At 49.1% G+C, this 25,302-nt stretch carries 19 protein-coding genes; 18 read left to right on the top strand and 1 reads right to left on the bottom strand.

All coding sequences use genetic code 11. The features are described from left to right. Positions 1-614 precede the first annotated feature (614 nt). The 3 genes from EDM21_RS23005 to EDM21_RS22995 all read left to right on the top strand — a co-directional run bounded on the left by EDM21_RS23005 (position 615) and on the right by EDM21_RS22995 (position 1,697). Complete coding sequence (locus tag EDM21_RS23005; protein ID WP_157338723.1) at positions 615-938, top strand: hypothetical protein; 324 nt, start codon at positions 615-617, stop codon at positions 936-938. A gap of 66 nt (positions 939-1,004) precedes the next feature. Continuing rightward, the gene (locus tag EDM21_RS23000) at positions 1,005-1,280 is read left to right on the top strand and encodes a hypothetical protein (RefSeq protein WP_068775532.1); all 276 of its coding nucleotides are present in this window, start codon (positions 1,005-1,007) and stop codon (positions 1,278-1,280) included. Positions 1,281-1,463: 183 nt separating this feature from the next. Beyond that, complete coding sequence (locus tag EDM21_RS22995) at positions 1,464-1,697, top strand: hypothetical protein (protein ID WP_157338722.1); 234 nt, start codon at positions 1,464-1,466, stop codon at positions 1,695-1,697. 79 nt (positions 1,698-1,776) lie between these two features. On the opposite strand, the gene EDM21_RS22990 is transcribed toward EDM21_RS22995, so the two are convergent. Continuing rightward, complete coding sequence (locus EDM21_RS22990; RefSeq protein WP_157338721.1) at positions 1,777-2,238, bottom strand: hypothetical protein; 462 nt, start codon at positions 2,236-2,238, stop codon at positions 1,777-1,779. A gap of 345 nt (positions 2,239-2,583) precedes the next feature. Between EDM21_RS22990 and EDM21_RS22985 the strand changes: the two genes are divergently transcribed. The 15 genes from EDM21_RS22985 to EDM21_RS22915 form a co-directional block, all read left to right on the top strand. Beyond that, complete coding sequence (locus EDM21_RS22985) at positions 2,584-4,386, top strand: sensor histidine kinase (protein WP_157338720.1); 1,803 nt, start codon at positions 2,584-2,586, stop codon at positions 4,384-4,386. Continuing rightward, positions 4,358-5,566: a response regulator gene (locus EDM21_RS22980; RefSeq protein WP_157338719.1), complete on the top strand. Its 1,209-nt coding sequence runs from the start codon at positions 4,358-4,360 to the stop codon at positions 5,564-5,566. The genes EDM21_RS22985 and EDM21_RS22980 overlap by 29 nt, the downstream gene beginning before the upstream one ends. 257 nt (positions 5,567-5,823) lie before the next feature. Beyond that, positions 5,824-6,741, top strand: coding sequence for a dihydrodipicolinate synthase family protein (locus EDM21_RS22975; protein ID WP_157338718.1), 918 nt, complete (start codon positions 5,824-5,826; stop codon positions 6,739-6,741). A 13-nt stretch (positions 6,742-6,754) separates the two neighbouring features. After that, on the top strand, positions 6,755-7,447 hold the full coding sequence (locus EDM21_RS22970) for an N-acetylmannosamine-6-phosphate 2-epimerase (protein WP_157338717.1): 693 nt from the start codon (positions 6,755-6,757) through the stop codon (positions 7,445-7,447). 14 nt (positions 7,448-7,461) lie between these two features. After that, positions 7,462-8,451, top strand: a complete 990-nt coding sequence (locus EDM21_RS22965) for an ROK family protein (RefSeq protein ID WP_157338716.1) — start codon at positions 7,462-7,464, stop codon at positions 8,449-8,451. 5 nt (positions 8,452-8,456) lie between these two features. Beyond that, positions 8,457-8,927: a NanQ anomerase/TabA/YiaL family protein gene (locus tag EDM21_RS22960; protein ID WP_157338715.1), complete on the top strand. Its 471-nt coding sequence runs from the start codon at positions 8,457-8,459 to the stop codon at positions 8,925-8,927. Between the two features lie 82 nt (positions 8,928-9,009). Next, positions 9,010-10,416: an ABC transporter substrate-binding protein gene (locus EDM21_RS22955; RefSeq protein ID WP_157338714.1), complete on the top strand. Its 1,407-nt coding sequence runs from the start codon at positions 9,010-9,012 to the stop codon at positions 10,414-10,416. Between the two features lie 83 nt (positions 10,417-10,499). Further along, on the top strand, positions 10,500-11,375 hold the full coding sequence (locus EDM21_RS22950; protein ID WP_157338713.1) for a carbohydrate ABC transporter permease: 876 nt from the start codon (positions 10,500-10,502) through the stop codon (positions 11,373-11,375). 10 nt (positions 11,376-11,385) lie between these two features. Next, positions 11,386-12,228, top strand: coding sequence for a carbohydrate ABC transporter permease (locus tag EDM21_RS22945; protein ID WP_157338712.1), 843 nt, complete (start codon positions 11,386-11,388; stop codon positions 12,226-12,228). Positions 12,229-12,568: 340 nt separating this feature from the next. Next, complete coding sequence (locus EDM21_RS22940) at positions 12,569-12,901, top strand: hypothetical protein (protein ID WP_157338711.1); 333 nt, start codon at positions 12,569-12,571, stop codon at positions 12,899-12,901. A 200-nt stretch (positions 12,902-13,101) separates the two neighbouring features. Next, a complete protein-coding gene (locus tag EDM21_RS22935; protein ID WP_157338710.1) occupies positions 13,102-13,878 on the top strand; it encodes an RNA ligase family protein in 777 nt (258 codons plus the stop codon). A gap of 329 nt (positions 13,879-14,207) precedes the next feature. Next, complete coding sequence (locus tag EDM21_RS22930; RefSeq protein WP_157338709.1) at positions 14,208-15,005, top strand: TerC family protein; 798 nt, start codon at positions 14,208-14,210, stop codon at positions 15,003-15,005. A 225-nt stretch (positions 15,006-15,230) separates the two neighbouring features. Further along, positions 15,231-16,253 carry a UvrB/UvrC motif-containing protein gene (locus EDM21_RS22925; protein WP_235918335.1) on the top strand — a complete coding sequence of 341 codons (1,023 nt, stop codon included), beginning with the start codon at positions 15,231-15,233 and terminating at the stop codon, positions 16,251-16,253. 713 nt (positions 16,254-16,966) lie between these two features. Further along, on the top strand, positions 16,967-18,250 hold the full coding sequence (gene ectB / locus EDM21_RS22920) for a diaminobutyrate--2-oxoglutarate transaminase (RefSeq protein ID WP_157338708.1): 1,284 nt from the start codon (positions 16,967-16,969) through the stop codon (positions 18,248-18,250). Positions 18,251-18,491: 241 nt separating this feature from the next. Further along, positions 18,492-25,302 (top strand): amino acid adenylation domain-containing protein (locus EDM21_RS22915; RefSeq protein ID WP_338044037.1); only part of this gene is annotated, 6,811 nt, incomplete at its 3' end.

The raw sequence follows: 25,302 nt of genomic DNA, 5'->3' as shown, positions 1-25,302 counted from the left end.
TTTTTCTGTAGGGCAAAACTTAACGGGCAGAAACAGCCTTTCATGCAAAGCTTGTTTGCCTGGACGAACGCCCGATCTTCATCTCACTCAAGTATATGTGCCGCTATAGGCAAAGAGTGCATCGCTTTAGCTGGAATGTTGAAAAAAGAATACGCCGCAGAGGAATAAGATCAGCGTGAATTTTGTTTCTTTCCAGTAATTGGAGAAGAAGGTTATAATAATGGAAGCGGTACCTTCTCGAGTACTCTCACAGGGAAAGGCTTTTGGAAAGGAGAGATTCAGTGGGAAATTACTTATCCGTCAGTGTAATCCTTGTTTTGCTGTCTGGCGTCGGGGTGATGCTGATCCTGCGGTCCAGATCGGTTACTAAACGTTTGAGCTTGCGGTGGTTAGGTTATTTACTCCTTATTATGACGCTCTATCTCATTGTCTGGGTATATCTGGTGGCCACTGCGGATGAACACATTGCTGCAGGCATCTTATAACCATCCATTCCTATACTCTCATAGGTAATAGGTGCATGAAGCGGTCAGATCCGCCGTTATTCGGATCATAAATCTGTCATGAACTGATTCGCCCTTTCATTCATTTAAATCGTATTGGAGGCGTTTAGTATGGAGCATATGCATAGAATTCAAGTGGATCCGGTATCCATCCTTCTGATCGATGATCAAACCGGACATATTTTGCGGGCTATTCGATGGAATGAAATATTCCGCGTACATTATTCCAAATACGAGAATGAGCAGCGGTCTGACAGATGTCTCATTTTCGATTATGAATATGGGGAATACGTGGAAATCTGTGACAATGCCACGGGGTTCGATCTTTTATTGGGCAGAATGGATGAAATTGTGCCTCTGGAAGATGCGGCATGGAGCCGTAAAATAAAGGAATGCGAGAATGGGAAGGTTACAACATTGTATGAGGCGGGATAAGAGGCTATAATTCTAATAGGACATTGTGCCGACATCGATTTTATACAAGCAGAGGGGTTAACGGAAATGGCAAAGAGAAAGAGCAAGGGCGATACGGAACTGAGTAAACTTGATTTTAGAGTGAAAGTATTACTGAAAGAATGGGCTGGTTTTAGCGGCTTTTACGGATATAAATCCATGGAATTCGATGAAATACTTGCACTCGTGAACACGAACGGATGGACCACAACGATTGACGCATCGGACCCGTCTGTAAGAATTGTGGAAATGGTCAAAGAGGACACCGTTAGAAAAGCAAAGTTCAGCCTGGATGACAAAGGCAGAGCCTTAAAGAATTATTAATCCTAGCGCCCATGATTTCCGGGAATGAAATGAGACTTCCAAATTTCCTTTGAAACTTGGGAGTTTTTTCGTGTTGGCCGGGCAATAGTTTTGATGTCCGGTGAAGCGGCTGCCATACAATTTGTAGGATCGGGGAACAATAATTTATAACCCTATTAAGAGGAAATGAACGGAGGAACAACCATGTCCGGACCAATCGAGACTAAAATCGAAGCCATGAAATTGATAAACGAAGGAAAGATGATTACGTTTCAGTCAGCGGAAGGAAAAGTTCAGTTAAGAAGAAAGTCAAAAGGCGTGTACGAATCGCTTCTGTTCCATAGCGGTGAGGAAGAGCCGGTAATCAAGAAAGTGAAGTTTCCGGAATTAGCGGCGATTCTTGAGCAGGGGGAAGAATGGTTCCTGACAGAGGAGTAGAGGAGTTGACTTTGAATCGGATCATCCATGAAAAAAAAAGGAGCTGGATGACTCCAGTCTCCTTCTTATTCGTTAGACATTAATAATCTTTTCTGCTCGTGATGTAAGCGGATACATGCCATTGCTGGGAAGTATCATAGAATTTGAAGTAGCTGTTTACAGGCTGGCTCAACCCGTAAGCGGTACCGGCTATAGAAGAAGCGACTAAGACGGAGTTCTTGTAGATATCGAATTTGCCGAATATCTGATCGTCTGTGCTTGAGCCGAAAGAGACCAGGCGGAATTCATACTCCGCATTGTTCGCATACACCTTAGCGTTGAAAAAACCGCTGTCTCCCGAATTAAGAGGAAGATTGGTCCAGCTGATAATGACGTTGCCTTTCGTAGCCGGATAAGAAGTTCCGTTATCCTTAATCCCGATCGGTTTCACGGACCAGATGCTATGTACACTGGTAGCAGGGGCAGCTGTTGCTCCTACAGAAAGACTCAGTGCCAGAACCGTCAGCATCAGCATGGTGAGTACCCATTTTTTCATTCTCATTATGTTCACCTCCTTTCTTACTTGGAGTCTTTTTCTTATTGTAGTACACAACAGTATATTCCGTAAATGTAAAATTATGACTCGTATGTAAATTGTGTAGTTTGTTGCGGTTTGTATCAGTTTCCATCTGCCATAAGCGGTGTTACTGGCACAGAGATGAACTTGGACAGAATAACGAAAGCAGGATGGGAATAAGTGGAGTAATTTTGAGATTAACCCGGTAATACCTGGTATAGATGGGTAGTTCTTAAGTTTGAAAGCGTTCTACGAGACCTTTACAAATCCGTATTGGAGGGTCTAGACTTAAGAGTATTGCTTTGCAAAGCATCAGGGAGGAGAAGCGGAATGGGGCGAATTAGACAGCTGGCGGGACGTATAAACTCGATTCGTAACCGGATATTTTTCTCCATCTTGTTATTCCTGGTACTTCCGTTCTTCCTTGCAAATTATTTGCTGGACAAGCCTCTGGAACGAGTCATTGAAAAGAAGATCGGAAGCTCGGCCCAAGACGCGCTTGTTCTCATGACCTTCAACTTGCAGCTGTTTCTTGAGGATATGCTGAACTCGGCCGTTAATATTTCGATCAATCCGGATATCAAAAAAATGCTTCAAACACCGGAAGCTCTTTCGCACTTTGAACGGCTGCGGTTAAACGACCAATACCTGAACAGGTCATTCAGTTCGTATTTTACAAACACCTATGTAACCCTTTTCGATAAGCATGGAAATTGGCACAGTACGCGTTACCTGGAAGAAAGCCTGTATCAGGACTATGTCTCTTCGGATTGGTATAAAAAAATGATAAACACGCCCTATCAGAATAAATGGATGTTCAACGATCAACAGTTTCTATACACGGACCGGAAGCCGATTATTTCGCTGGTCAAAACGATATCGGAGCTCCAGACGAATGAAATTTACGGATTAATCGTGTTCAGCGTAACAGAAGAAGATATCCGTAAATATTTGACGGGGCTTGAAGGCGAAGTATATCTCGTGGACAAGAATGGAACGATCGCCTCAAGTCCCCGCAAAGAAATGATCGGTAAAAGTGTGTCCCAGGAATCCTACATGCCGCAGCTCTGGAGCAAAAACAGCGGCCAAGTCATTCTGGAGAAGGATGACGGGAAATGGATTGTCAATTTTGACACGGTGGATCTGAACGGCTGGCGAATTGTGCAGCTGGTTCCTTACGATACCATCTTTAAAGAGATTTTTGATTTACGCAAAACGAACGCAAGCATCATATTCCTGATCTTTGTGATATTCACGATTATTACGCTGTCGATCTCGTATGGGATTTCCAGACCGCTCAAGCTGCTCCGTAAGCGGATGCAGGTGCTGGAAGAGAAGGATTTTCATTCGGTCTTGTCGGTCAGCGGTCCTAAGGAAATTTCCTCACTGATTGAGACGTATAATAAAATGGTGACGGAGATCCGCAAACTTCTGCAAAGACTTAAAGAAGAGTACCAGCAGAAGGAAGATATGCGGTTCCGTGCGCTGCAAGCGCAAATAAATCCTCATTTTATTTTGAATACGCTGAACAATATCAAATGGATGGCTTACATTCGCAATGATAAGGAAGTCGGCGATATGCTCTCTAATCTGGGAGGAATTCTCGAACAGAGCATCGGGCGCGGCGGCACCCTGATTCCGCTGAAGCAGGAAGTTGATTATATCGAGAATTACATTGAGCTGATGAAAATGAAATTTAGTGAGCGGCTTTCCGTGGAGATCCATATCCCGGAAGCACTCATGGATCAAGAAGTGATCAAGATCATGCTGCAGCCGATTATCGAGAACAGCTTAATGCACGGGATCGAACCCCTGCCCGGAGCAGGCAGAATCGTCATCTCGGCTGCAATAGAGCAAGAGATGTTTCTTCTGAAAGTGGAGGACAACGGAGTCGGTATTTCCCCTCATCGGCTGCAGGAGGTTAATGCGAGATTGGCGGAGCATTCGCAAGAATCTCCGCAGCGGATCGGCGTTAAGAATGTACATGACCGGATCCGTCTGCAGTACGGAGAAGAATTTGGCATACGAATCTTCAGCGGTCTAAGTGAAGGAACAACCGTTGAATTGTGGCTGCCTATTAAGAAAATGCGGGAAGTGAGTAGCGATGACTTTAAAAGTGATGCTGGTAGATGACGAGCTTCTGGTCCGCTTAGGGATCAAATCGTTAATTGAGTGGGAACAACACGGATTTACTTACCTGGGAGACGCACCGGACGGTGAGAAAGCGCTTGAGCTGATGCAGCATGAGCCTCCGGATATTCTGCTGACAGACATTGTCATGCCCAGAATGAACGGTCTTGAACTCATTGACAGAGTGAAGCTGCTCTATCCGGATATGCTGATCATCGTACTCAGCAGTCATAATGAGTTTGATTATGTACGCAAGGCAATGAAGCTCGGTGTTGAGGATTATATTCTGAAGACATCCCTGAAGCCGTCCGAGCTCCTGGATATTCTGGTAGAGACATCGAAGAAGATAGCAAGGAAGAGGGAACAGCCCGCCATAGGTTCGAATCGGGAGGGGCGGGCGATTTCCCGCGAAGAAGCTGCCGGCCGCAAGCTGAGCTTATGGCTGGCAAGATGCGCCGGACAGACAGCTGCTCCTCAGGAGCCGTCCGAACCGGAGGAGGAGCTGCCGCCGGGCAGCTTCTTCCTGCTGCTCCAGCCGCAGCAGCTTCGCGAAGGAGTGCCGGAAGCGTCCGCGATGCAGATGCTGTCTCATCTTTTTCAGTCGGAGCTCGGTGAACTGCTGGCATGTCCGCCCCTCGGGACGGGGCATAAGCATGAAATGATTCTGCTCATCAGAGGCGGGGCAGATCAAAAAACACCCGATGCGGCTCTTCTTGCCGCTAATCTGGCCAGCTCGTCGAACCGGCTGCTTGGCATAACGCTCAATGTTGCACTCAGCGGTGTCCTCGGCAGTTGGCACGAATTCAGCAGAGCTTACGCGCAGGCGAGAGAAGAGATCTCTAATCATCAAGTTCTGGAAACCAGCCGGGACGATATCAAACGTCTGCTGGATTACATGAAGGAGAATTACGCCCAAGATATTTCACTTAAGCAAGCGGCGGAGATGATCAACATCAGCGAAAGCTATCTGAGTTATATTTTCAAGAAGGAAACCGGAACAGGCTTTACCGACTGTCTGAATATGCTCCGCATCGACAAGGCCGCGCATAGTCTGCTGCATACTCATCTGCCCATTTATGAGATTTCCCTTCAGGTCGGGTATGAGAATATTAATTATTTCGGGCGTATTTTCAAGAAAATCAAAGGCGTAAGTCCTCAGAAATATCGGAATCAATTTAAGTAATCGGATAGAGATGGGAAGTAAGAATGTCCGGCTTTTCTGAAGCCGGCTTTTTTATTTGCACGGAAATCGTAAAATTGTGAACAGTCGAACGTGAAATCGTGAACATGTAACCGCTATCAAAACATTGTGAATAAAATGCTAAATTCCGTTCCTGTCGTCCCGCGGGAGCAGGGGATATAATCACTTGTAAGCACTTTCAACAACGACTGACAACAACGACTCACAACTTAGTGTTAAACAGAAGGGGAGCGCAGGAAATGGGAAAACATGATTTGGATAAATTCAGGGGTGTCATTGTAGCTTTTTACGGCTGCTACGATAACAAAGGAGATATTAATCCGACAGCTGTGCGCGAACTGGCCCGTTTTTATAAGAACGCCGGTGTAAAAGGCTTATACGTTGGGGGCAGCAGCGGAGAAGGCATGCTGCAGTCAGCGGCGGAGCGCAAGCTTGTGCTCGAAGCCGTAATGCAAGAAGTGGGCGGAGACATGACCATCATCGCCCATGTGGGGGCACCTTCTACCCGGGAAAGCGTTGAGCTTGCTATCCATGCTGAGTCTGTAGGGGCAGATGCGGTATCGGCAGTCCCTTCCATCTACTACCGGCTGTCGCCGGACAGTGTAGAGCGCCACTGGAGAGCGATGATTGACAGTACATCGCTGCCCTTCATCATCTATCATATCCCGCAGCTGACCGGTTTCCACCTGTCTACGGACATGCTGAAGAAACTTGCGGCCCATGAGAATGTGATCGGAGTGAAGATCTCCTCGGAAAGCACATATGAACTTCAGCAGTTTAAGGAAGCGGGAGGCTCTGATTTCCTCGTTCTGAACGGACCGGATGAACAGTATCTGGCAGGACGCAGTGTAGGAGCGGACGGAGGAATCGGCGGCACCTACGGTGTGATGCCGGAGCTGTTCCTGAAACTGGAACAATGCATAAGAGACCATTCATTCGAAGAAGCGCGCCAGTGGCAGTACAAGATCAACGAGGTTATTACAGCGCTGCTTAAATTCCCTTCCCTGTATGGCGGCTGCAAAGCCCTCTTGAAACTCCGCGGGCTGGAAATCGGTGAGCCGCGGCTTCCGCTGCTGCCTGTTACGGAGCAGAATCAGGATGCGGTGAATGCACTGCACGAGAAGCTGATGGGATATATTGCACAGGCCCAGGCATAAGGAGACGAACATCATGTCCAACCAACAAATTGAACGGATTTTTGGCAAGCGGGGTCTAATCGTTTCTTGTCAGGCCCTCGAAGATGAACCCTTGCACGGAGGTGACGCTATGGCCAAGATGGCCAAAGCGGCGCATCAATCCGGAGCAATCGGCATCCGCACGAACGGTGTGGCCGATATTCTCGCCATCAAAGAAGCGGTAGATCTGCCCGTGATCGGATTGATCAAACGGAATATCCCGGGTTCGGATGTCTTCATTACTCCGACACTGGACGAAGTTAAAGCGATTATCGAAGCCGGCGCAGAAATTGTGGCGCTCGATATTACCGATCGCGAGGACCGGCTTGCGCAAGCGGCTCTCCTGATCGAATATGCGCATCTGGCCGGTGCGGCAGTTATGGCCGATGTATCCACTTTCGAGGAAGGAATCGCGGCAGAGAAACTCGGCGCTGATTTCATCGGTACAACCTTGTCGGGGTATACGCCTTACAGCACCCAGCTTAAAGGTCCTGATTTTGATCTCATCCGCAGACTTAGCGAAGCCGTTCAGGTTCCGGTGGTCGCCGAGGGGCGCATATGGACACCCGAAGAAGCCGCTAAGGCTCTTGAAGCGGGAGCGACCTATGTCGTCGTAGGCAGTGCAATCACGAGGCCGCAGCTTATAACGGCCCGTTATGTGGAAGCGGTTCAGAAAGTCGTCGGTTAAAGGAGGGCGAAAAGATGGAGAGGGAACATAATCCGCTTCAGGAGTTTGCCATAGGAGTAGACGTAGGCGGTACCAAGATCCACGCGGGAATCGTGGGAAGGCATGGAGAAGTGTTCCGCTCAGTCGGTGTCCCTACCCTTGCCGGAGAGGAAGAAGTACTGAGCCGGATTGTTGCGGCTATCGAGAAGCTGCAGGCGGAAGCAGCCGCTTCAGGCGAACATTATCCGCTTGCGGGCATCGGAATCGGCACTGCCGGACAGGTTGACCGGTCGGACGGAAGCATTCGTTATGCTTCCGATCTGCTTCCCGGATATACCGGAGTTCCTCTCAAGCGGCTGGTCGAAGAGCGTTTCGGGCTTCCGGTCCGCGTAGACAATGATGTAAACGTTCTCGTCTTGACAGAGAAGACGATCGGTGCCGCCCAGGGGGCTGAGCACATGCTGTGTCTGGCTCTCGGCACGGGAGTCGGCGGTGCGGTCCTCGCGGAAGGCAAGCTTCTGCACGGTGCCTGGGGCGGTGCCGGCGAACTCGGCCATATGTCGGTCGATTTCCACGGGCTGCCCTGCGTGTGCGGCGGTATCGGGTGCCTGGAACAGTATGCTTCCGGCACCGGCATTGCCAAGCGGATGCAGACTCGCCTGCAGGCGCTCGGAATGGAAGCCGGCTCGACGGTCGATTCCAGGGAAGTGTTCACACGCTGGCAAGCAGGTGACTCCGAAGCGGCGGCAGTAATGGATGAAACGTTCGCTGCACTGGGAGCCGCACTCTCCTCGCTGATCCATACTTTTAATCCGGAAGTCGTGGTTATAGGCGGCGGTGTAGCCGAAGCGGGAGAATCTTTCTTTACGCGGGTCCGCGAGGAAACGTCCAGACGGTGCATGGCGTCCTTTATGGAGAATGTACAAATTGTACCGGCTCATCAAGGCAACTGGAGCGGAATGATAGGCGCTGCTCTGCAGCTTTGGGAGCCCATGCAAAATTCGGCAGAAGCAGGGGAAGGATAAGAGCGATGATCATTGGACACAGCTGCAATTGGGAATCGGAGCGGGCGTTTGCCCATCCCGTGATTAAGAAAGCGCTTGATTATTTGCTGACAACAGATTTCACCCGCCTGGGGGCAGGGCAATACCCGATTCAAGGCGAGGAAATGTTCGCCAGACTCATGGAGCCGGTTACCCGGCACCGCGACGAGCAGCCTGCCGAGAAGCATGAGCAATTCTTCGACATCCATTATTTGCTGCAAGGGGAAGAAACGATCGGCTGGTGTATCCAGCAGGGCAACCTCACTCCGGCAGAGCCTTACAATCCGGAGCAGGACACGGCTCTCTTTGGCGAGATGACCGGAGAAATGAACATCAGAGTTACCCCCGGGATGTATGTCGTCTTGTTCCCGGAGGATATTCACCGGCCTCTGCTCACCGAAGGCGCCGCGGCGCAAGTACGGAAGGTTGTTGTCAAAATTAACAAGGATTTATTCTGATTTTTAAACGGGCTTCACAGCCGATTCACATGCTTGAAATGTATTCTATGAAAATGTTCACTATCTTAAGGGGGTTCTATCCATGTTCAAGAAACGTTTGCTGTCCGTGATGATGGCATCGGTTATGGTTCTCACGGTTGCTGCCGGTTGCAGCAGCAAAGATTCCGCATCTGGCGGCAGTGGGGGCACAGGAGCTAACGGCAAAGAAAATGTTGAGATTTCCTTGTGGTTAACTCCTCAATGGAAGGGCGTATTCGACGCTACCGAACAGAATGCGGATAATGACTCTTTCTTCAAATATGCCGCTGACAAATTCGCCAAGCAATACGATAAATACAACGTCAAAGTAAAAGTTCAGGTTGTTGCAGGCGATCAGCGCGATGAGCTGCTGAACGTCAATTTGAATGGCGGAACTCCGCCGGATATTTTCTTTGAGAGTGTCTTCGCTATGGGAGACTATGCTCACCGCGGGGCTCTAGTGCCGCTGAACGACATCGTCGACGAGAATGCGAAGAAGGATATTCCTCAAAGCTACTGGGACAATGTAACATTCGGAGAGAACATCTATTTCTATCCGTTCTCCCATAACCCGGGCACACTGGCTTACAACGCAGATATGTTTAAAGCAGCCGGACTTGAGAGCTTTGTCGGTGGAGAGAAAGAAATCAAAACCTGGACACTCAGCGAATACGAGCAAATTCTGGAAGGGCTCAAAACTAAACTTCCAAAGGATAAATACCCGAATGCCAAGCCAATGGCGCTGTATGCTCTGAACAACCAGGGGGACACTTGGAATCTTGCTTACCTGCGTATGTTCGGCAACAAATTCTTCGACGATCAAGGCAATCTGGTAACCGATGATGCGAGCGGTGTCAAAGCAGCGGAATGGCTCCAGAAAATTTACAAGGCCGGTTACACCAACCCGGGCGCCGAGTCCGTATCTTCTAATGATGCCAACGCGATGTTCCAGAACCAGAAGCTGGGTATCAGCTTCACCAATGCGGTCTTGTTCAACAACGCCAAGATGGATATGCAGAGCGGCAAAGCGCCTAAATTCGATCTCCGTCTTGCGAACATTCCTTCTGAGAGCGGCGATCCGCTGTCCTTCACTTATGTAGTCGGTTCCAATGTATTCAACACCGGGGACGAGAAAAGAACGGAAGTAGCTAAGGAATTTGTAAAATTCTACTCGTCGGATCCGGAGCTTGTGAAAGCTTCCAAGAACAGCGTTCCAGTCAGAAGTTCGGTTGCATCTGAGCTGAAAGATAAGTTCCCGATCTTTGCCGCTTATGACGCTAACTCCAAATCTTTGTTTAACTTCACGGGCAATGTACCGGGATACAGCCAACTGCGTCAGCAGCTCTATCCGGAGCTTCAAGCCATGTACATCGGTGAGAAGACGCCTGCACAAGCCGTAAAAGACTATCAGAGCAAAGGCAATGCGGTGATTCAAAAGGCGAAGGAAAGTTCGACGGTTTATAAAAAATAACTTTCGCCTAAGCCGACAAAATGATTCGGTGCCTGAGGCCGGCTGCGGTCTCAGGTGGCCGAATAAGAAAGGTAAAGGTATCCATGAAACTACGCCAACGACAGTGGAGAGAAAATATTACGGGCTATCTGTTTATTCTGCCTCAGTTCCTTCTCTTTCTTCTATTTATTGTGTATCCGATCCTCGAAGGGATTCGGCTGAGCCTGTACCGGGTCGATTATCAGAATGAAACTTTTGTCGGCCTGGATAACTATGTGATGTTATTTCAGGATCCCGTATTTTATAAATCCATTTTTAATACGGTCATCTTTGTCGTCTTCATCGTCATCTTGACTGTAGGTTTTTCCTTGTTCGTGGCGTCATCTGTTTTCGATAAGAATGCGAAATACGTTTCGTTTATACGTGGAAGCTATTACATTCCGGTTATGGTCTCCATGGTTGTCATGAGTATGGTATGGAGCTTTCTGCTTAATCCGGCCAACGGGCTTATTTCCTACTTTGCCCGAGAGATGGAATTCAGTACCGTCAACTTGCTGGGGAACAAAACGACCGTACTGCCGGTGATCATTTTCGTTACGTTTGCGACCAATGTGGGTCAGGCTATTATCCTTTATATTGCGGCCATGATCGGTGTTCCGAAAGATCTATTTGAAGCGGCAGAAGTTGACGGCGCAAGCCGGCTGGATGTTATTTTCAAAATTCTGATTCCGCTCGTTAAGCCTACAACCATCTATATTCTGATTATCAACATTATTGCGGTATTGAAAATTTTCGTCGTCATTCAACTGTTAACCGGCGGAGGGCCGAACAATGCCTCGGTAACCATGATGTACTACCTCTATAACAATGCGTTCAAGTATAACCAGATCGGTGTCGCTTCTGCCGTAGGGGTCATTATGTTCATCATCACTTTGTTACTGTCCGTTCCTCAGTTGAGAGCGATGTTCAAGGATAAGTGAGGGATCAAACATGCAGCTACTTAAATCCAGGAAAAAGCGGGAAAAGTTCGATGTGGGTGCGAATGCAATCGTCATTTTCTTCGCGATCCTAAACTTGTTCCCTCTTTATTGGTTGTTTACAAGTTCACTTAAGAATAGTTCCGATGTACTGAAGATGCCGCCGGACTGGTGGCCAGCCAGCATAACGTTCTCGAACTATGTCGAGGTGTTCCAGAGCCAGCCGGCTCTGCGCTGGACGTTCAACAGTTTGTTTGTCGCAGGGGTTTCTACGATTCTCGTCGTCGTGTTCAGTGCAATGGCGGCGTACGCATTCTCCAAGTTGAAGTTTACCGGTAAAAATGTACTCTTCATTGTTTTTATTTCCAGTATGATGGTTCCCAAGGAGGTCATGATTGTCCCGTTGTTCCGCATCTCCCAGGATCTCGGTCTCGTGAACAATCTGTTCGGAATGATCTGGCCTAACGTTGCCACGGCCTTCGGTGTATTCCTGCTCAAAGGATTTTTTGATTCCGCGCCGGATGCGCTGAGGGAAGCCTCCAGGATTGACGGGGCAGGGGAAGTCAGAACCTTCCTCCAGATTATGCTTCCGATCGTTAAACCGGGTATCGGCGCCCTGTTCATTCTCAACTTCGTACAAGTTTGGAATGACTACCTGTGGCAGCTCGTTATCGGACAAGATAAGGAAATGAAGACACTCATGGTCGGAATCGCGACTCTGATGCAGGATCTCAACCCGAACTTTGCCTACAAAATGGCGGGAGCAACGGTTGCAGCAATCCCTATGCTTCTGATCTTCATCCTGTTCCAGCAATACTTCACTCGCGGCATATCGATTGGGGCCGTTAAAGAATAGCATGCCGATAGAGCTGCCGGATATTTCCGGCAGTTCTATTTGTGTGTGACAGAATGTCTTCCGGCATTGTTATCAATACGGGAAGCTGTGCGCACACAAGAAACGATCCTGGTTACCGGCGTAGGTGGACATTACATACGTTTGTTTAGAAGCATATTCTACTTTCATAATTCCGATCTGGTAACATGACTTGACTGTATTGGAATAATAAAACTAATATTGCCATATATTCATGTCTATGGTATTTTTGGTTTGGGGTTAAAGCATAGAATAGCTGGCCAGCATTCACTCTTTATAGACACGACTCCCCTAATTAACGAGTTGAAAGGGATGGATTTAAGTGAAAATGAAAAGAACGATGGTAACGGCTATGCTTTGTATGCTGCTGCTCGCAATCATTCCCTTAACCGCGTCTGCTGCAGTCTCCTCTAATACCGCACAAGGACAAGGCAATCTAATCGTAACGGGCAGTGTTGCGAATTTTCATGGCGGAGATTTGATTCTTAAAGAAATAACCAGCGGAAGAACGGTCTATTCAGCCCACTACTCGGCGCCTCTCGGGAACACTGTAGTCGTTGAATCGCTTAACGGAACATTTACTAATCTGCCTTACGGTACTTACCAGTTAACATGGACCGGTAATTTGGGTGGAAGCTTTAGCATTCATTTCTAAGCGGGTATTTCAGACCCATGGATAATTTATGATAAAATGATCGTGTAGAGCATTCCTTTATTGAGTATCTATCAATAAAGGAATGCTTTTTGTCGATCGGACTGCTTCCTATTAGTTTCAATCCCAAATAACAGGATGAAATTTACATCTTTCCAAGTATAATAGATAGAAATAAATGATAACTTGGAGGCTGTGCAGAAATGGATCTTAAGAAATTAAATTCATTAACGAAATATCCAAGTATTCTTACGTATCATCAATTGGGTGAGCGAGGCCGTTTGAATGATGACTTATCAGAGTCAAGAGGCTTCAAGGATTCGGACGATGTTTTTGTTTATGAGAAAGTGGATGGGGAGAATTCAAGAATCATTTTGTTTAAGCAAGCTGACGGGGGAATGGATTATTTAATTGGTTCAAGAGAGGAATTATTATTCGCAAAAGGAGATAGAATCGGGAATCCCTATGGGAATATTGCTGATTTCCTTAAACCGCTCGCCGAATCAATCAGCGAAACTATTTTTGATCATAATGATTGGGCATTAACTGTCTTGTATCAGGAATCTTATGGAGGAAAGACGAAAGCAGCCAAAAATTATACAAGCGCTAAAATCCAAGGTTATCGCGTTTTTGATGTATTCTCGTTGAGACAGGAAGAGCTCGATTCCTTGCTTTCCTTATCGCAGGAGAAAATTGCGCAGTGGCGTGAACATGGAAATCAGCCGTTTTATAACGAAGAGGACAAAGAAAGATTTGTTCAGCGATTTGACCTGCAAGCGGCACCGCTGCTGACACGGGATAAGGGGAGTGACTTCCCTCAATCTTTGGAAGAAACATTCGCCTACCTGAAACGGTTTGAACAAACACAAGTAGGCATTGATTCTACCGGCAAATCGGAAGGAATTATTGTCCGCACGCCGGATCGGCAGCAAATCAGAAAAATCCGTTTCGAAGATTACGAAAGAACCTTGCGAAAATAGCTTGACAACTGCGAATCTCTCTGCTATATTCTAGTTAAATTTCATATCCCTCAAAGGGGAGTAGCTTAACATTCAAAGTCGTCATTACGTGGCTTAATTGCCTCCGGCTTTGTATGCGACGTAGCTTGAATACGTTGTTAGCGAGACCTTTGCCTTTTCGGCAATGGTCTTTTATTGTTTAAGCAGCCTTTGCCGGCACCCGGCAAAGGCTGCTTATTTTTTTCACCAATCAGGGAAGGAGCATAATATCGGTTTGCCATGAAGAGAATGAAGAGAGGGAGAACACGTTTACCCGTACGGCGAATATACAAGATGCAGGAGGATGGAGAATGGACTTTTCAATTTTAATGGAATACAGCTGGGTATTGTTGGTGCTGATCGGTCTGGAAGGTCTTTTGGCGGCGGATAACGCGTTGGTGCTGGCGATTATGGTGAAGCACTTGCCTGAGAAAGAGAGAAAAAGGGCGCTTTTCTATGGATTAGCCGGCGCTTTCGTGTTTCGGTTCCTTTCCCTGTTTGTTATCTCCTTTCTGGTGGATGTTTGGCAGGTACAGGCCATCGGCGCCGTCTATTTAATCTTTATTGCGCTCAACCATATTTTCCGCAAGCTGCTTGTCAAAAAAGCGGATAAAGACGTGGCAGCTACAGGAGCCATCCCGGTTAAGAAGGGATCGTCATTCTGGACGACCGTCTTTAAGGTCGAACTGGCCGACATCGCTTTTGCAGTAGATTCCATCCTTGCAGCAGTGGCTTTGGCGGTCGCACTGCCGCCAAGCGGACTTCCCGCTATCGGCGGGATGGACGGCGGGCAGTTTCTTGTGATCTTTGCGGGCGGCCTGATCGGACTCGTCATTATGCGTTTTGCCGCATCGTTCTTCGTCAAACTTTTGCAGCGCAAGCCCGGTCTTGAGATAGCAGCTTTTGCAATCGTAGGATGGGTTGGCGTCAAATTAACGGTCTACACGCTTTCCCACCCGGCGCTTTCCATTCTTCCGGAAGGTTTTGCTAAACTGCCGGCATGGAAGTATACCTTCTACATCGTTCTGGTGCTGATCGCGGTTGCCGGCTGGTTCCTTTCCAAGGAAGAGAAAGAGAACGTCGTTGAAGTTGAAGATAGCATGAAGTAAGCATAAAGATAGTATGAAGTAAGATAATATCCCCGAAGCTTGGATGCAGGAGGCACTGACAAGAAGTCAGTGTCTTTTTGCCGCATGTATATGTACAATTAAATAGAGGCATGTCTAGCAAATCGAGTCACATGGATCGCTGCTCCAATTGATAGAAGGGAGGAACCCTCACTGCAACTGCATGAAAAGATACGCAGTCTACCCACCGTGCCCGGCGTTTATCTTATGAAAGATTCTCTAGGCGGTATTCTCTATGTCGGCAAATCCAAAAATCTTAAAAAGAGAGTGCAGTCCTACTTTTATCATTCCAAGACACACGCACCGAAGATCAAGAAGCTGGTTCATCATATCAAGGATATTGAGCATATCCAGACAGATACAGAGTTTGAAGCCTTTATGCTGGAGTGCAAGTTAATCCGTGAGATAAAGCCCATGTATAATAAAAAAATGAAAAATCCGAATGCCTATACCTATATAGTGATTACGGAGGCAGGAGGGATGCAGCATATAAAAGTAACCCATGCTCCAGATCTTGCCGGCGGACAATTTAAGTTTGGGCCCTATACCGCCAGTAAGAGCTCAGTGGAAGGAGCCGTCCGGGGGATTCAGGATTGTTTTAACCTCTATTGCAATCATTCTCTTCCTGTAAAAAGTCCCTGTATAAATCATTCGTTGGGATTAAGTCTGGGAATGTGCCTCGGAGGAAATGCAATCGAGGAATACAACAGGATCATGGATCGTTTTATTGCTCTGTTCCAAGGAACGGACCGGAGCCTCTATGAAGAAATGAAGCAAAAAATGCTGGCGGCTTCGGAGAACTATGAGTTTGAAAAGGCGATGAAGTACAGAGATTATATCGGGGCGGCCGACTTTCTTCTGAAAAAAGAAAAAGTGATCGGATTCACGGAAGAAAATTTGAATATTGCGGTTGTTGAATCTTTAGATGAGAATACGTTTAAGTTCTTTCTGATCAAGCGCAGCAAGGTTCTCTACAGCGGCAAATGTACTACAGCACGCAAGAAACAGATGAAGGCCAAGATCAACAGAATGATTCATAAAAGCTTCGGAGAAGACGAAATGCGGCCAGCCATAGATGTTAACCGTCATGAAATCGATGAGGCCCAGATTATATACAGCTACCTTCAGAGCAATAGAGTTAAGCATCTGCTTATTCCGCAAAAATGGCTGGAGGCAGACAATCCCGCATATTTGGATGACGCGCTTCAAACCTTTCTCAGCGGCTTGTAAAGGTTAGGCACACAATCAGTCTTATATCCTTAGAACCCTATGTTTTTTATGCAGGGTTCTTTTTTTTCTCGAAATAGGAGCTCTCCCGTTCATAATTAAGGGTGGAAATAATTTTTTTGCTACCTGATAAAAGGGGATAATAATCCCATTAATACAAGGAGGGATTCCGTTAAATTTCCCGGATTCACCTCTTATCAAGAAGATCTTCTAAGCACTTAAGGCTTCCAAACGATTAAAATCGGCCCCATTCTATATTAAATTATGATGAAGATGCCTGCCCGGAATGAGTCCATATACCTATATCAAACCAAGCTTGGTCCCTGCTTTTCGTGAATCTAAGACTGTTTATTCGGTTGGCAGGTTTGATATTCTCTCAAAAACGGCTATTTATTGACCAATTATTAATTATACAACACAAAATAGTTCATAACTACCATATTGTTCTATCTGTCTTTTATATATAATTAGTAATTGTTGGGGAATTCTGTAAGTTTGTGAAAGGAATGTACAGGAACATACATTCCAATAAATTACTCTCGCGGGGAGAAAAGACCCAATGAAGATGAGCTCTCTTGTGGCCATCGTGTATTTTTTATATGCGGAGAGGGGTCGAGCTCATAAGAAGGGAGAGGTAACGTCGCCATATTACGGATGTAATTCCTATATTGCCTATAAGGTTAATGGGATTTAATAAATTGAGGAGGGATAAGTTAATGAATACTTTTGAAGCTTTGGAATCCAATGTAAGGTCTTATTGCCGGTCGTTCCCGGATGTTTTCGTAAGAGCGAAAGGATCAGTTATGTATGCCCAGTCCGGTAAGGCATATCTAGATTTTTTTGCAGGTGCCGGGGCGCTGAATTACGGACATAACAACGAGTTTATTAAACGGCGGCTCATTGATTATCTCGAATCCGATCAGCTCAGCCACGCTTTAGATATGTATACCTTAGCCAAGGATACGTTTCTCCAGACGTTGTCGGACAAGATTTTGAAGCCCCGGGGTCTGGAGTATAAGGTACAATTCTGCGGACCGACGGGCACCAATGCGGTTGAAGCGGCTTTGAAGCTGGCCCGAAAAGTCAAAGGCCGGACAGGGATATTTGCCTTTATCGGTGCGTTCCACGGCATGTCGCTCGGCAGTCTGGCAGCTACCAGCAGCTTGTATCACCGGGAAGCGGGAGGCGTTCCGCTGCATGACGTTACGTTCATGCCGTATCCCGCCGGATTTATCGACGGCTTGGATACCATCGGGTATATGGAGGCGATTCTTACGGATGATCATGCCGGTATCGCCAAACCGGCTGCGATCATTCTCGAGACGATACAGGCGGAGGGAGGCCTCAATGTGGCTTCTGCCGAGTGGCTCCGTCAGCTCCGCGAGCTGTGTGATCGTCATGATATTTTACTTATTTGCGACGAAATCCAAGTCGGGTGCGGACGGGCAGGCGCGTTCTTCTCATTCGAACGGGCGGGCATTGTTCCTGATCTTGTCGTGCTCTCCAAATCGATCAGCGGTTATGGTCTGCCGATGTCCTTGCTGCTGCTGAAACCGCAGCTAGACATCTGGGAGCCTGCAGAGCACAATGGCACCTTCCGTGGCAACCAGCTTGCATTCGTCGGGGCGACGGCAGCTCTCGAATTCCGCGAGCAGACGGGGCTGGAGTTAGCTGCGGCGCATAAAGCGCAGTTTGTGGAACAATTTCTGCGGGAGCAGATTCTGCCGATTGATCCGCGTCTTACAATTCGCGGTATAGGACTCATCTGGGGGATCGATGTATCCGCCTGTGAAGATGAGCATCTATCCAAAACGATTGCCTCGCGCTGCTATGAGCTTGGGCTTATCGTGGAACGGGCTGGACGCCGTGATGCGGTCGTTAAGTTAATGCCGGCTCTGACGATTCCGATGGAGGAACTGGCGCAAGGCTGCGCTATTCTCAAACAGGCTGTGACGGAATGCTGTGCGCCGGCAGGTGTACTTCAGCCGGAACTGGTCTAATCTTTTTTAACCGATACACCGACTAAACCTTACAAATCAGAGAGGCGGGCGAAGTTGAAGGAAATCCGTCCATGGATGGATTTCCGGATGTTCGTCGATGTGCGCTTCTCTATCTCATAAATGTTGATAGATGGAACGGCTTCGTATAACGGGAGTTCGAGAAACGAGTGCCATTTTTTATTATCCCGCTATTCAGGCTGTGTGCTTAATTTACCAATCTCTATGCCGGGAGAGTGTCGATGTGAGCGAGAAAACGAACCAAAGATTTCCTTTAACTCAGGCACAGCGAAGAATATGGAATATGGAAATGATGTACCCGAATACGAACGTTGGTGCCATTGCGGGAACGATGTTCATACGGGGGCACGTTCATACCGATGTTTTGCTGCGGTCCATTTATAAAGTCGTACAAGAACACGATGCTTTCCGTATCCGGATAGTTTCATCCGGTGCCGATCAGCCGGCACAATGGTTTGAAGAGGAATCGAACATTAAGCCGGAATGCGAGTATCTCGAAATGGGGAGCGCTCAGGAAGCTAAGGAATGGCTGGAGCGTGTGAATAAGATCCCGATCAGCATTTTCGATGAGAAAATGTATCATTTCTGTTTGTTTAACATCAACAACGAAGAATTTTGGTTTCATTTGAAAATCAATCATATTATTGCGGACGGTGTAGCCTCGCATCTGATCGTCAATGCCATTATGCAGAACTACATGGATTTGATGAATGAAGCCCAGCCGGATCATAAAGCGGCAAGCACTTATTTGGATTATATCTATGCGGAGCAGGAATACGAGAGATCAGAACGTTATCAGAAAGACAAGGCTTACTGGCTCGAAAAGTTCGAATCCTTCACGGAAATTACGGCTTTGAAGCCGAATACCCCTTACGCAATAAGCACGGAGGCCAAGAGAGCGAACGTTCCCATTGCGGGCAAACAGTACGAGCAGCTGAGGGATTTTAGTGAACAGTATAGGGTGAGTCTGTTTACGTTGTTTCTAGCGTCTCTGTACATTCTTCTTCATAAAGTAACCGGCAATCAAGACCTTACGGTAGGGACGATTTATGCAAACCGGACGTCCAAGCAAGAAAAAGATACACTTGGTATGTTTGTGAGCACGGTAGCGACGCGCATGCAGCTTGATCCGGATCAAAGCGCCGCCTCTTTTCTTCAGCATGTATCCAAAGAACAGAAGTCTAACTTGCGTCATCAGAAATATCCGTACAATCAGCTCATCCAGGACTTAAGAAAACAAAACAAGCAGCAGGATATCCAGGAGTTATTCCGTGTAGATATTGAATATTTGCCGCTAACCTGGTCCCATTACGATAACCTCAGCGTTCTGCAAAACAGTTCTTTTTGCGGTCATGAAGTGGGGGATTTTGCTATACACGTTGTGGACCTGATCGATGACGGGCGTATTGATCTGAACATCGATTACCGTGTCCAACTATTTGAAGAGAATGAAATTTTACGGATTGCCGGACAACTGGTTGCGATTATTGAACAGATTATGCAGGATCCTCACAAGACAGTGAGCGAGTTGTCTATGCTCAGTGAAGAAGAGAAAAGCAGGATTCTGACTGAATTCAATCCAGAGCTTCCGGGTATCCCGCTGGAAACGACATTCCACAGGTTTTTCGAGGAGCAGGCAGTGCGTTCACCTGAAACAGTCGCGGTAAGATACGAAAACAATCAGTTGTCGTACCGGGAGCTTAATGATCGGGCTGATCGTCTGGCGCGCACCTTGCGGGTTCAAGGCGTGCAGCCCGGACGGCTGGTGGGAATTCTGGCTGACCGGTCTGTGGACTTGCTCGTCGGCGTCTTGGCGGTATGGAAATCGGGAGGAGCCTATGTGCCTCTTGACCCGGATTATCCGGCGGATCGCATCCGCTTCATGCTGGAGGACAGCTCAGCGTCGGTGCTTCTGACGCAAAACCATCTCAAGGAGCGCACCAAAGAGTGGCTGGAAGACGGGCTGCCGCTGCAATGTGTACTTTGTCTCGATGACGAGAAGTCGTACATGGAGCCGGAAGCGGGAGCTTCTGTTGAAGGAGCGACAGAGGCAAGCGAGATAGTAGAGAGCAAGCCGCATGATCTTGCTTACGTGATCTATACATCGGGAACGACAGGACGTCCCAAAGGCGTTATGATCGAGCATCGCAGCCTGATGAATACGGCAGCGGCTTACCGGCGGGAATACCGGCTGGATCAATTCCCGGTAAGGCTGCTTCAGCTGGCGAGCTTTTCTTTTGACGTATTCGTCGGTGATATCGCAAGAACGCTGTATAACGGCGGAACGATGGTGATATGTCCCAAAGACGACCGAATCGATCCTTCCCGGTTGTACGGCTGGATTCGCGACTGCGGAATCAATGTCTTCGAATCTACTCCGGCGCTGATCGTGCCGTTCATGGAGCATGCGGCGGAGCAGGGTCTGGATATGAGTTCCATGAAGCTGCTCATCACGAGCTCCGACAGCTGCAGCGTGGCGGATTACCGGCTGCTGCAGGAGCGCTTTGGCTCGCAGTTCAGAATCATTAACAGCTATGGCGTGACGGAAGCGGCCATCGATTCGAGTTTCTATGACGAGCCGCTGGCTAAGCTGCCGGAGGCCGGGAATGTGCCGATCGGCAAGGCTTGGCTGAACGCCCGTTTCTATATAGTGGATTCCCGTATGAATCCGGTTCCGGTTGGCGTGCTCGGCGAGTTATGTGTCGGGGGCCCCGGAGTGGCCCGGGGGTACTTAAACCGTCCCGAACTGAATGAAGAGAAGTTCGCGGACAATCCGTTCGTTCCCGGTGAACGGCTGTACCGTACGGGCGATCTGGCGCGCTGGATGGAAGACGGCAGCGTCGATTTCATCGGCCGGATCGACTATCAAGTGAAAATCCGGGGGTACCGGATTGAGCTGGGCGAGATTGAGTCGGCAATGCTGCGCTACGCCGGTGTTCGCCAAGCCGTCGTGACCGACCGGACCGATGAACGCGGGCAAAAATATTTGTGCGGTTATGCGGCGGCGTCTTCAGGCCTGAGCCTGGAAGAACTTCAGGCTTATCTGGAGCAGACGCTGCCGCCGCATATGGTGCCGTCGCGTCTAATGCGCCTGGAGCAGCTGCCTCTTACGCCCAACGGGAAGGTCGACCGTAAAGCGCTGCCCGAACCGGAAGGAAGCATACAAGCGGGAGTGAAATATGCGGCTCCACGTACACCGGCAGAGCAGACGCTGGCCTCCGTATGGCAATCTGTTCTCGGTGTTGACAGAGTCGGCATACTCGATAATTTCTTCTCCCTGGGAGGAGACTCGATTAAAGCGCTGCAGGTTTCTTCAAGGCTTCTTCAGACCGGCTATAAGCTGGTGATGAAGGATTTGTTCCATCATCCGACGATAGCGGCGCTCAGTCCGCATCTTCAGACAGCCGGCAGAACGGCGAGCCAGGAAGAAGTGACGGGCGGCGTGACACTCACGCCGATTCAGCGGTGGTTCTTCGAACAGAATCCGGCGGATCTGCACCACAGCAACCAAGCGTTCATGCAGGTCCGCAAGCAGGGCTTCGATGAAGAGGCGCTGCGCCAAGCGATGACGAAGATCGTAGAGCATCATGATGCGCTGCGTACCGTATACCGCCCAGCTGCAGATGGCGGGATTGCAGCCTGGAATCGCAGTGCCGGCGAAGGAGAGCTGTACACACTGGAAGTCGTGGACTTCCGGGGAACAGAAGACTGCGGCGCGGCCATCGAAGCGAAGGCAAGTGAAATTCAGGGAAGCATTGACCTCGCCAGCGGGCCTTTGGTGAAACTGGGTCTGTTCCGCTGCACGGATGGAGATCATCTGCTGATCGCCATTCATCATCTGGTCGTTGACGGTGTGTCCTGGCGTATTCTTTTCGAGGATCTTGCCTCCGGCTACGAACAGGCCCTCAGCGGACAAGAAATCCGTTTTCCCCACAAAACGGACTCGTTCCGGATTTGGGCCGAGCAGTTATCCCGCTATGCGGACAGTTCAGCTATGGACAGCGAACGGGCTTACTGGCGTCAGATCGAGCAGGGCGAGCAAAGCCTGCTGCCTAAGGATTACGAAGGGGACCGAGCGCTTCTTCAAGACAGCGATGTTGTGACGGTAAGATGGACGGCGGAGGAAACGAAGCAGCTATTGAAACAGGCGCACCGGGCCTACAATACGGAAATGAACGATCTGCTGCTTACCGCCCTGGGTATGGCCGTGCAGGAATGGAGCGGTTTGGGACGGGTGCTTGTGAATTTGGAAGGACACGGGCGGGAAGATATTATACCGGATGTCGATATAACACGGACGGTAGGGTGGTTCACGAGCCAATTCCCGGTAGTTCTGGAGAATGGCCCAAGCAATACCTTCTCGCAGCAGATCAAAGGGGTCAAGGAAGGGCTGCGCGGTATACCGAAGAAAGGAATCGGTTACGGCATTCTGAGATATTTATCTTCCTCTCAAGAGAACGATCGCTTTGCTGCAGAGCCTGAAATCAGCTTTAACTATTTGGGGCAATTTGATCAGGACTACGAGAATAACGGGCTGGCACCTTCTTCATACTCCACCGGTTCTGATGTCAGCAAGAACGCCGCCATGGATTTTGTCCTGGATATTAACGGATTGGTTGCGAAAGGCGTGCTTGAACTGACGATCCGGTATGGAACCACCCAGTTCAAGCGGGAAACGGTAGAACGTTTGGGCGGACTTCTCCAGTCGGCTCTAAGAGAAGTGATTGCCCACTGCATAGCCGTAGAGCGGCCCGAGCTGACACCAAGCGATGTCCTCCTCAAAGGGCTGACCGTGGAGGAACTCGAGCAGTTGACGCAGCTAACCGGTTCAGCCGGCGAGCTGGAGAATGTGTATACGCTCACTCCGATGCAGAAGGGGATGCTGTTCCACAACCTCATGGACGCCCAATCGGGGGCTTACTTCGAACAGGTCACATTCGATCTGGAAGGAAGTTTCGATGCCGGAGCTTTCTCCAAAAGCTTGGACTTACTGGTGGATCGCCACGAAGCGCTGCGGACTAATTTTATAAGCGGCTGGAAGGATGAACCGGTTCAGGTCGTGTTTCGCAAGCGAAGCTGCGAGTTTTATTACGAAGATGTGAGCGGGCTGGCAGAGCCGGATCGGGTGAAGTATATTGCCGAGTTTACAAGCTTAGATAAGGCCAAAGGGTTCCATCTTGCCCAAGATTCATTAATGCGGGTGTCGATTCTGCGTACCGGAGCCCAAACGTTCCATTTTATATGGAGTCACCATCATATTCTGATGGACGGCTGGTGTATGTTCTTCATGATCCAGGAAGTGTTCGACAGCTATTTCGCGTTTCATGAAAACCGGCAGCCTGAGCTTGCTCCCGTCACGCCGTTTGCCTCGTATATCCAGTGGCTGGATAAGCAGGACTTGGATGCGGCATCGGACTTTTGGAGTCAATATCTGGCCGGCTGCGAACAGCAGACGAGGCTGCCTCAAGAAAAGACGGCGAACAAAACGGACAGCTACATATCCATTGATTTGGATTTTGAACTGAGCCGGGAGCTGAGTGAACGGGTCGAACGGACAGCAAGGCAAAATCAGGTCACTATCAATACGCTGATTCAAACGGCCTGGGGCCTTATGCTGCAAACCTACAACAACTCTCCGGATGTCGTATTCGGCTGCGTCGTATCGGGTCGTCCGGCGGACATCCAAGGCGTGGAAAGCATGATCGGACTGTTCATCAATACGATTCCGGTGCGTATTCAAAGCCAGGCAGGGGATACTTTTGCGGATGTGATGAGAAGAACCCAGGACCAGGCGCTGGCTGCAGGAGCTTATGACACGTATCCGCTCTATGAGATTCAGGCTCTGAGCGAGCAGAAACGGGAACTGATCCACCATATTATGGTGTTCGAGAATTATCCTGCAGAGCAGAGAATCGAACAATTGGTTGGCGGAGGCAAAGAAGCGCTGACTATTTCAGGCGTACATGCGCCGGAGCAAACGAACTATGATTTTAACATTACGGTTATCCCGGATGATCGTATGCTGCTGCGTTTCAGCTACAATGAGCTTGCATTTGACGAAGCGGGGATCCGCCAGATCTACGGACATTTCTCCAGAATAATTGAGCAGGTTGCAGCGAATCCGAACATCCGTGTGGACAAGCTGGAACTGCTCACTGCGGCTGAGAAAGAACAAATTACGGCTGGGTTTAACGATTCGAACACCGAAACGGTGCCGGAACAGCCGCTCTACCGGTTGTTCGAAGAACAGGCCGTACTTATGCCTGCGCAAACGGCGGTGGTGTACGAAGATACGCGGTTGACGTACGGCGAGCTGAACGAACGGGCCAGTCGCCTGGCAGCCGTGCTGCGGGCGGGCGGTATTGGCAGCGAAAGCATCGTCGGCATCCTGGCCGATCGTTCGGTGGAGCTGCTGGTCGGCGTCCTCGGGGTGTGGAAAGCCGGAGGCGCGTACGTGCCGATTGATCCGGATTATCCGCAGGACCGTATCTGGTTCATGCTGGAAGACAGCGGCGCATCCGTGCTGCTGACGCAGAGCCATCTGCTGGAGCGCACCCGCGCCTGGCTGGAGGAAGGAGTGGCGCTGCCGCTGCAAAGCGTGCTGTGCCTGGACGACGAGGAATTGTACAGCGGAGACGGGGCGTATGCAGCTGGCGTGAGTGCAGCGTACAGCGCAACTGGCGTGAATGCTGCTGGAGCGAATGCAGCGAACAGCGCAGCTGGTGTGGATGCTGGTGGCAATGCAGCGTACGGCGCAGCTGGTGTGAGTGCAGCTGACGATAATGACAGCGCAGCGCGCATGGAAGATCTGGCCTACGTGATCTATACGTCGGGAACGACGGGACGCCCCAAAGGCGTCATGATCGAGCACCGCAGCCTCGTCAATACGGCAGCGGCTTACCGCCGCGAGTACCGCCTGGACCAGTTCCCGGTCCGGCTGCTGCAGCTGGCGAGCTTCTCCTTCGACGTCTTCGTCGGGGACATCGCGCGCACGCTGTATAACGGCGGAACGATGGTGATCTGTCCGAAGGACG

The organism is Paenibacillus lutrae, assembly GCF_009757775.1.
Lineage (GTDB): Bacteria > Bacillota > Bacilli > Paenibacillales > NBRC-103111 > Paenibacillus_F > Paenibacillus_F lutrae.
Note: the sequence above shows the minus strand (reverse complement) of the source record. Positions and strands in the feature narration are given on the sequence as shown.

Bases quoted from the DNA above. Each gene is read 5' to 3' on its own strand.
- EDM21_RS23005 (WP_157338723.1), top strand. From the start codon at position 615: ATGGAGCATATGCATAGAATTCAAGTGGATCCGGTATCCATCCTTCTG.
- EDM21_RS23000 (WP_068775532.1), top strand. From the start codon at position 1,005: ATGGCAAAGAGAAAGAGCAAGGGCGATACGGAACTGAGTAAACTTGAT.
- EDM21_RS22995 (WP_157338722.1), top strand. From the start codon at position 1,464: ATGTCCGGACCAATCGAGACTAAAATCGAAGCCATGAAATTGATAAAC.
- EDM21_RS22990 (WP_157338721.1), bottom strand. From the start codon at position 2,238: ATGAGAATGAAAAAATGGGTACTCACCATGCTGATGCTGACGGTTCTG.
- EDM21_RS22985 (WP_157338720.1), top strand. From the start codon at position 2,584: ATGGGGCGAATTAGACAGCTGGCGGGACGTATAAACTCGATTCGTAAC.
- EDM21_RS22980 (WP_157338719.1), top strand. From the start codon at position 4,358: ATGACTTTAAAAGTGATGCTGGTAGATGACGAGCTTCTGGTCCGCTTA.
- EDM21_RS22975 (WP_157338718.1), top strand. From the start codon at position 5,824: ATGGGAAAACATGATTTGGATAAATTCAGGGGTGTCATTGTAGCTTTT.
- EDM21_RS22970 (WP_157338717.1), top strand. From the start codon at position 6,755: ATGTCCAACCAACAAATTGAACGGATTTTTGGCAAGCGGGGTCTAATC.
- EDM21_RS22965 (WP_157338716.1), top strand. From the start codon at position 7,462: ATGGAGAGGGAACATAATCCGCTTCAGGAGTTTGCCATAGGAGTAGAC.
- EDM21_RS22960 (WP_157338715.1), top strand. From the start codon at position 8,457: ATGATCATTGGACACAGCTGCAATTGGGAATCGGAGCGGGCGTTTGCC.
- EDM21_RS22955 (WP_157338714.1), top strand. From the start codon at position 9,010: ATGTTCAAGAAACGTTTGCTGTCCGTGATGATGGCATCGGTTATGGTT.
- EDM21_RS22950 (WP_157338713.1), top strand. From the start codon at position 10,500: ATGAAACTACGCCAACGACAGTGGAGAGAAAATATTACGGGCTATCTG.
- EDM21_RS22945 (WP_157338712.1), top strand. From the start codon at position 11,386: ATGCAGCTACTTAAATCCAGGAAAAAGCGGGAAAAGTTCGATGTGGGT.
- EDM21_RS22935 (WP_157338710.1), top strand. From the start codon at position 13,102: ATGGATCTTAAGAAATTAAATTCATTAACGAAATATCCAAGTATTCTT.
- EDM21_RS22930 (WP_157338709.1), top strand. From the start codon at position 14,208: ATGGACTTTTCAATTTTAATGGAATACAGCTGGGTATTGTTGGTGCTG.
- EDM21_RS22925 (WP_235918335.1), top strand. From the start codon at position 15,231: ATGAAAGATTCTCTAGGCGGTATTCTCTATGTCGGCAAATCCAAAAAT.
- ectB (WP_157338708.1), top strand. From the start codon at position 16,967: ATGAATACTTTTGAAGCTTTGGAATCCAATGTAAGGTCTTATTGCCGG.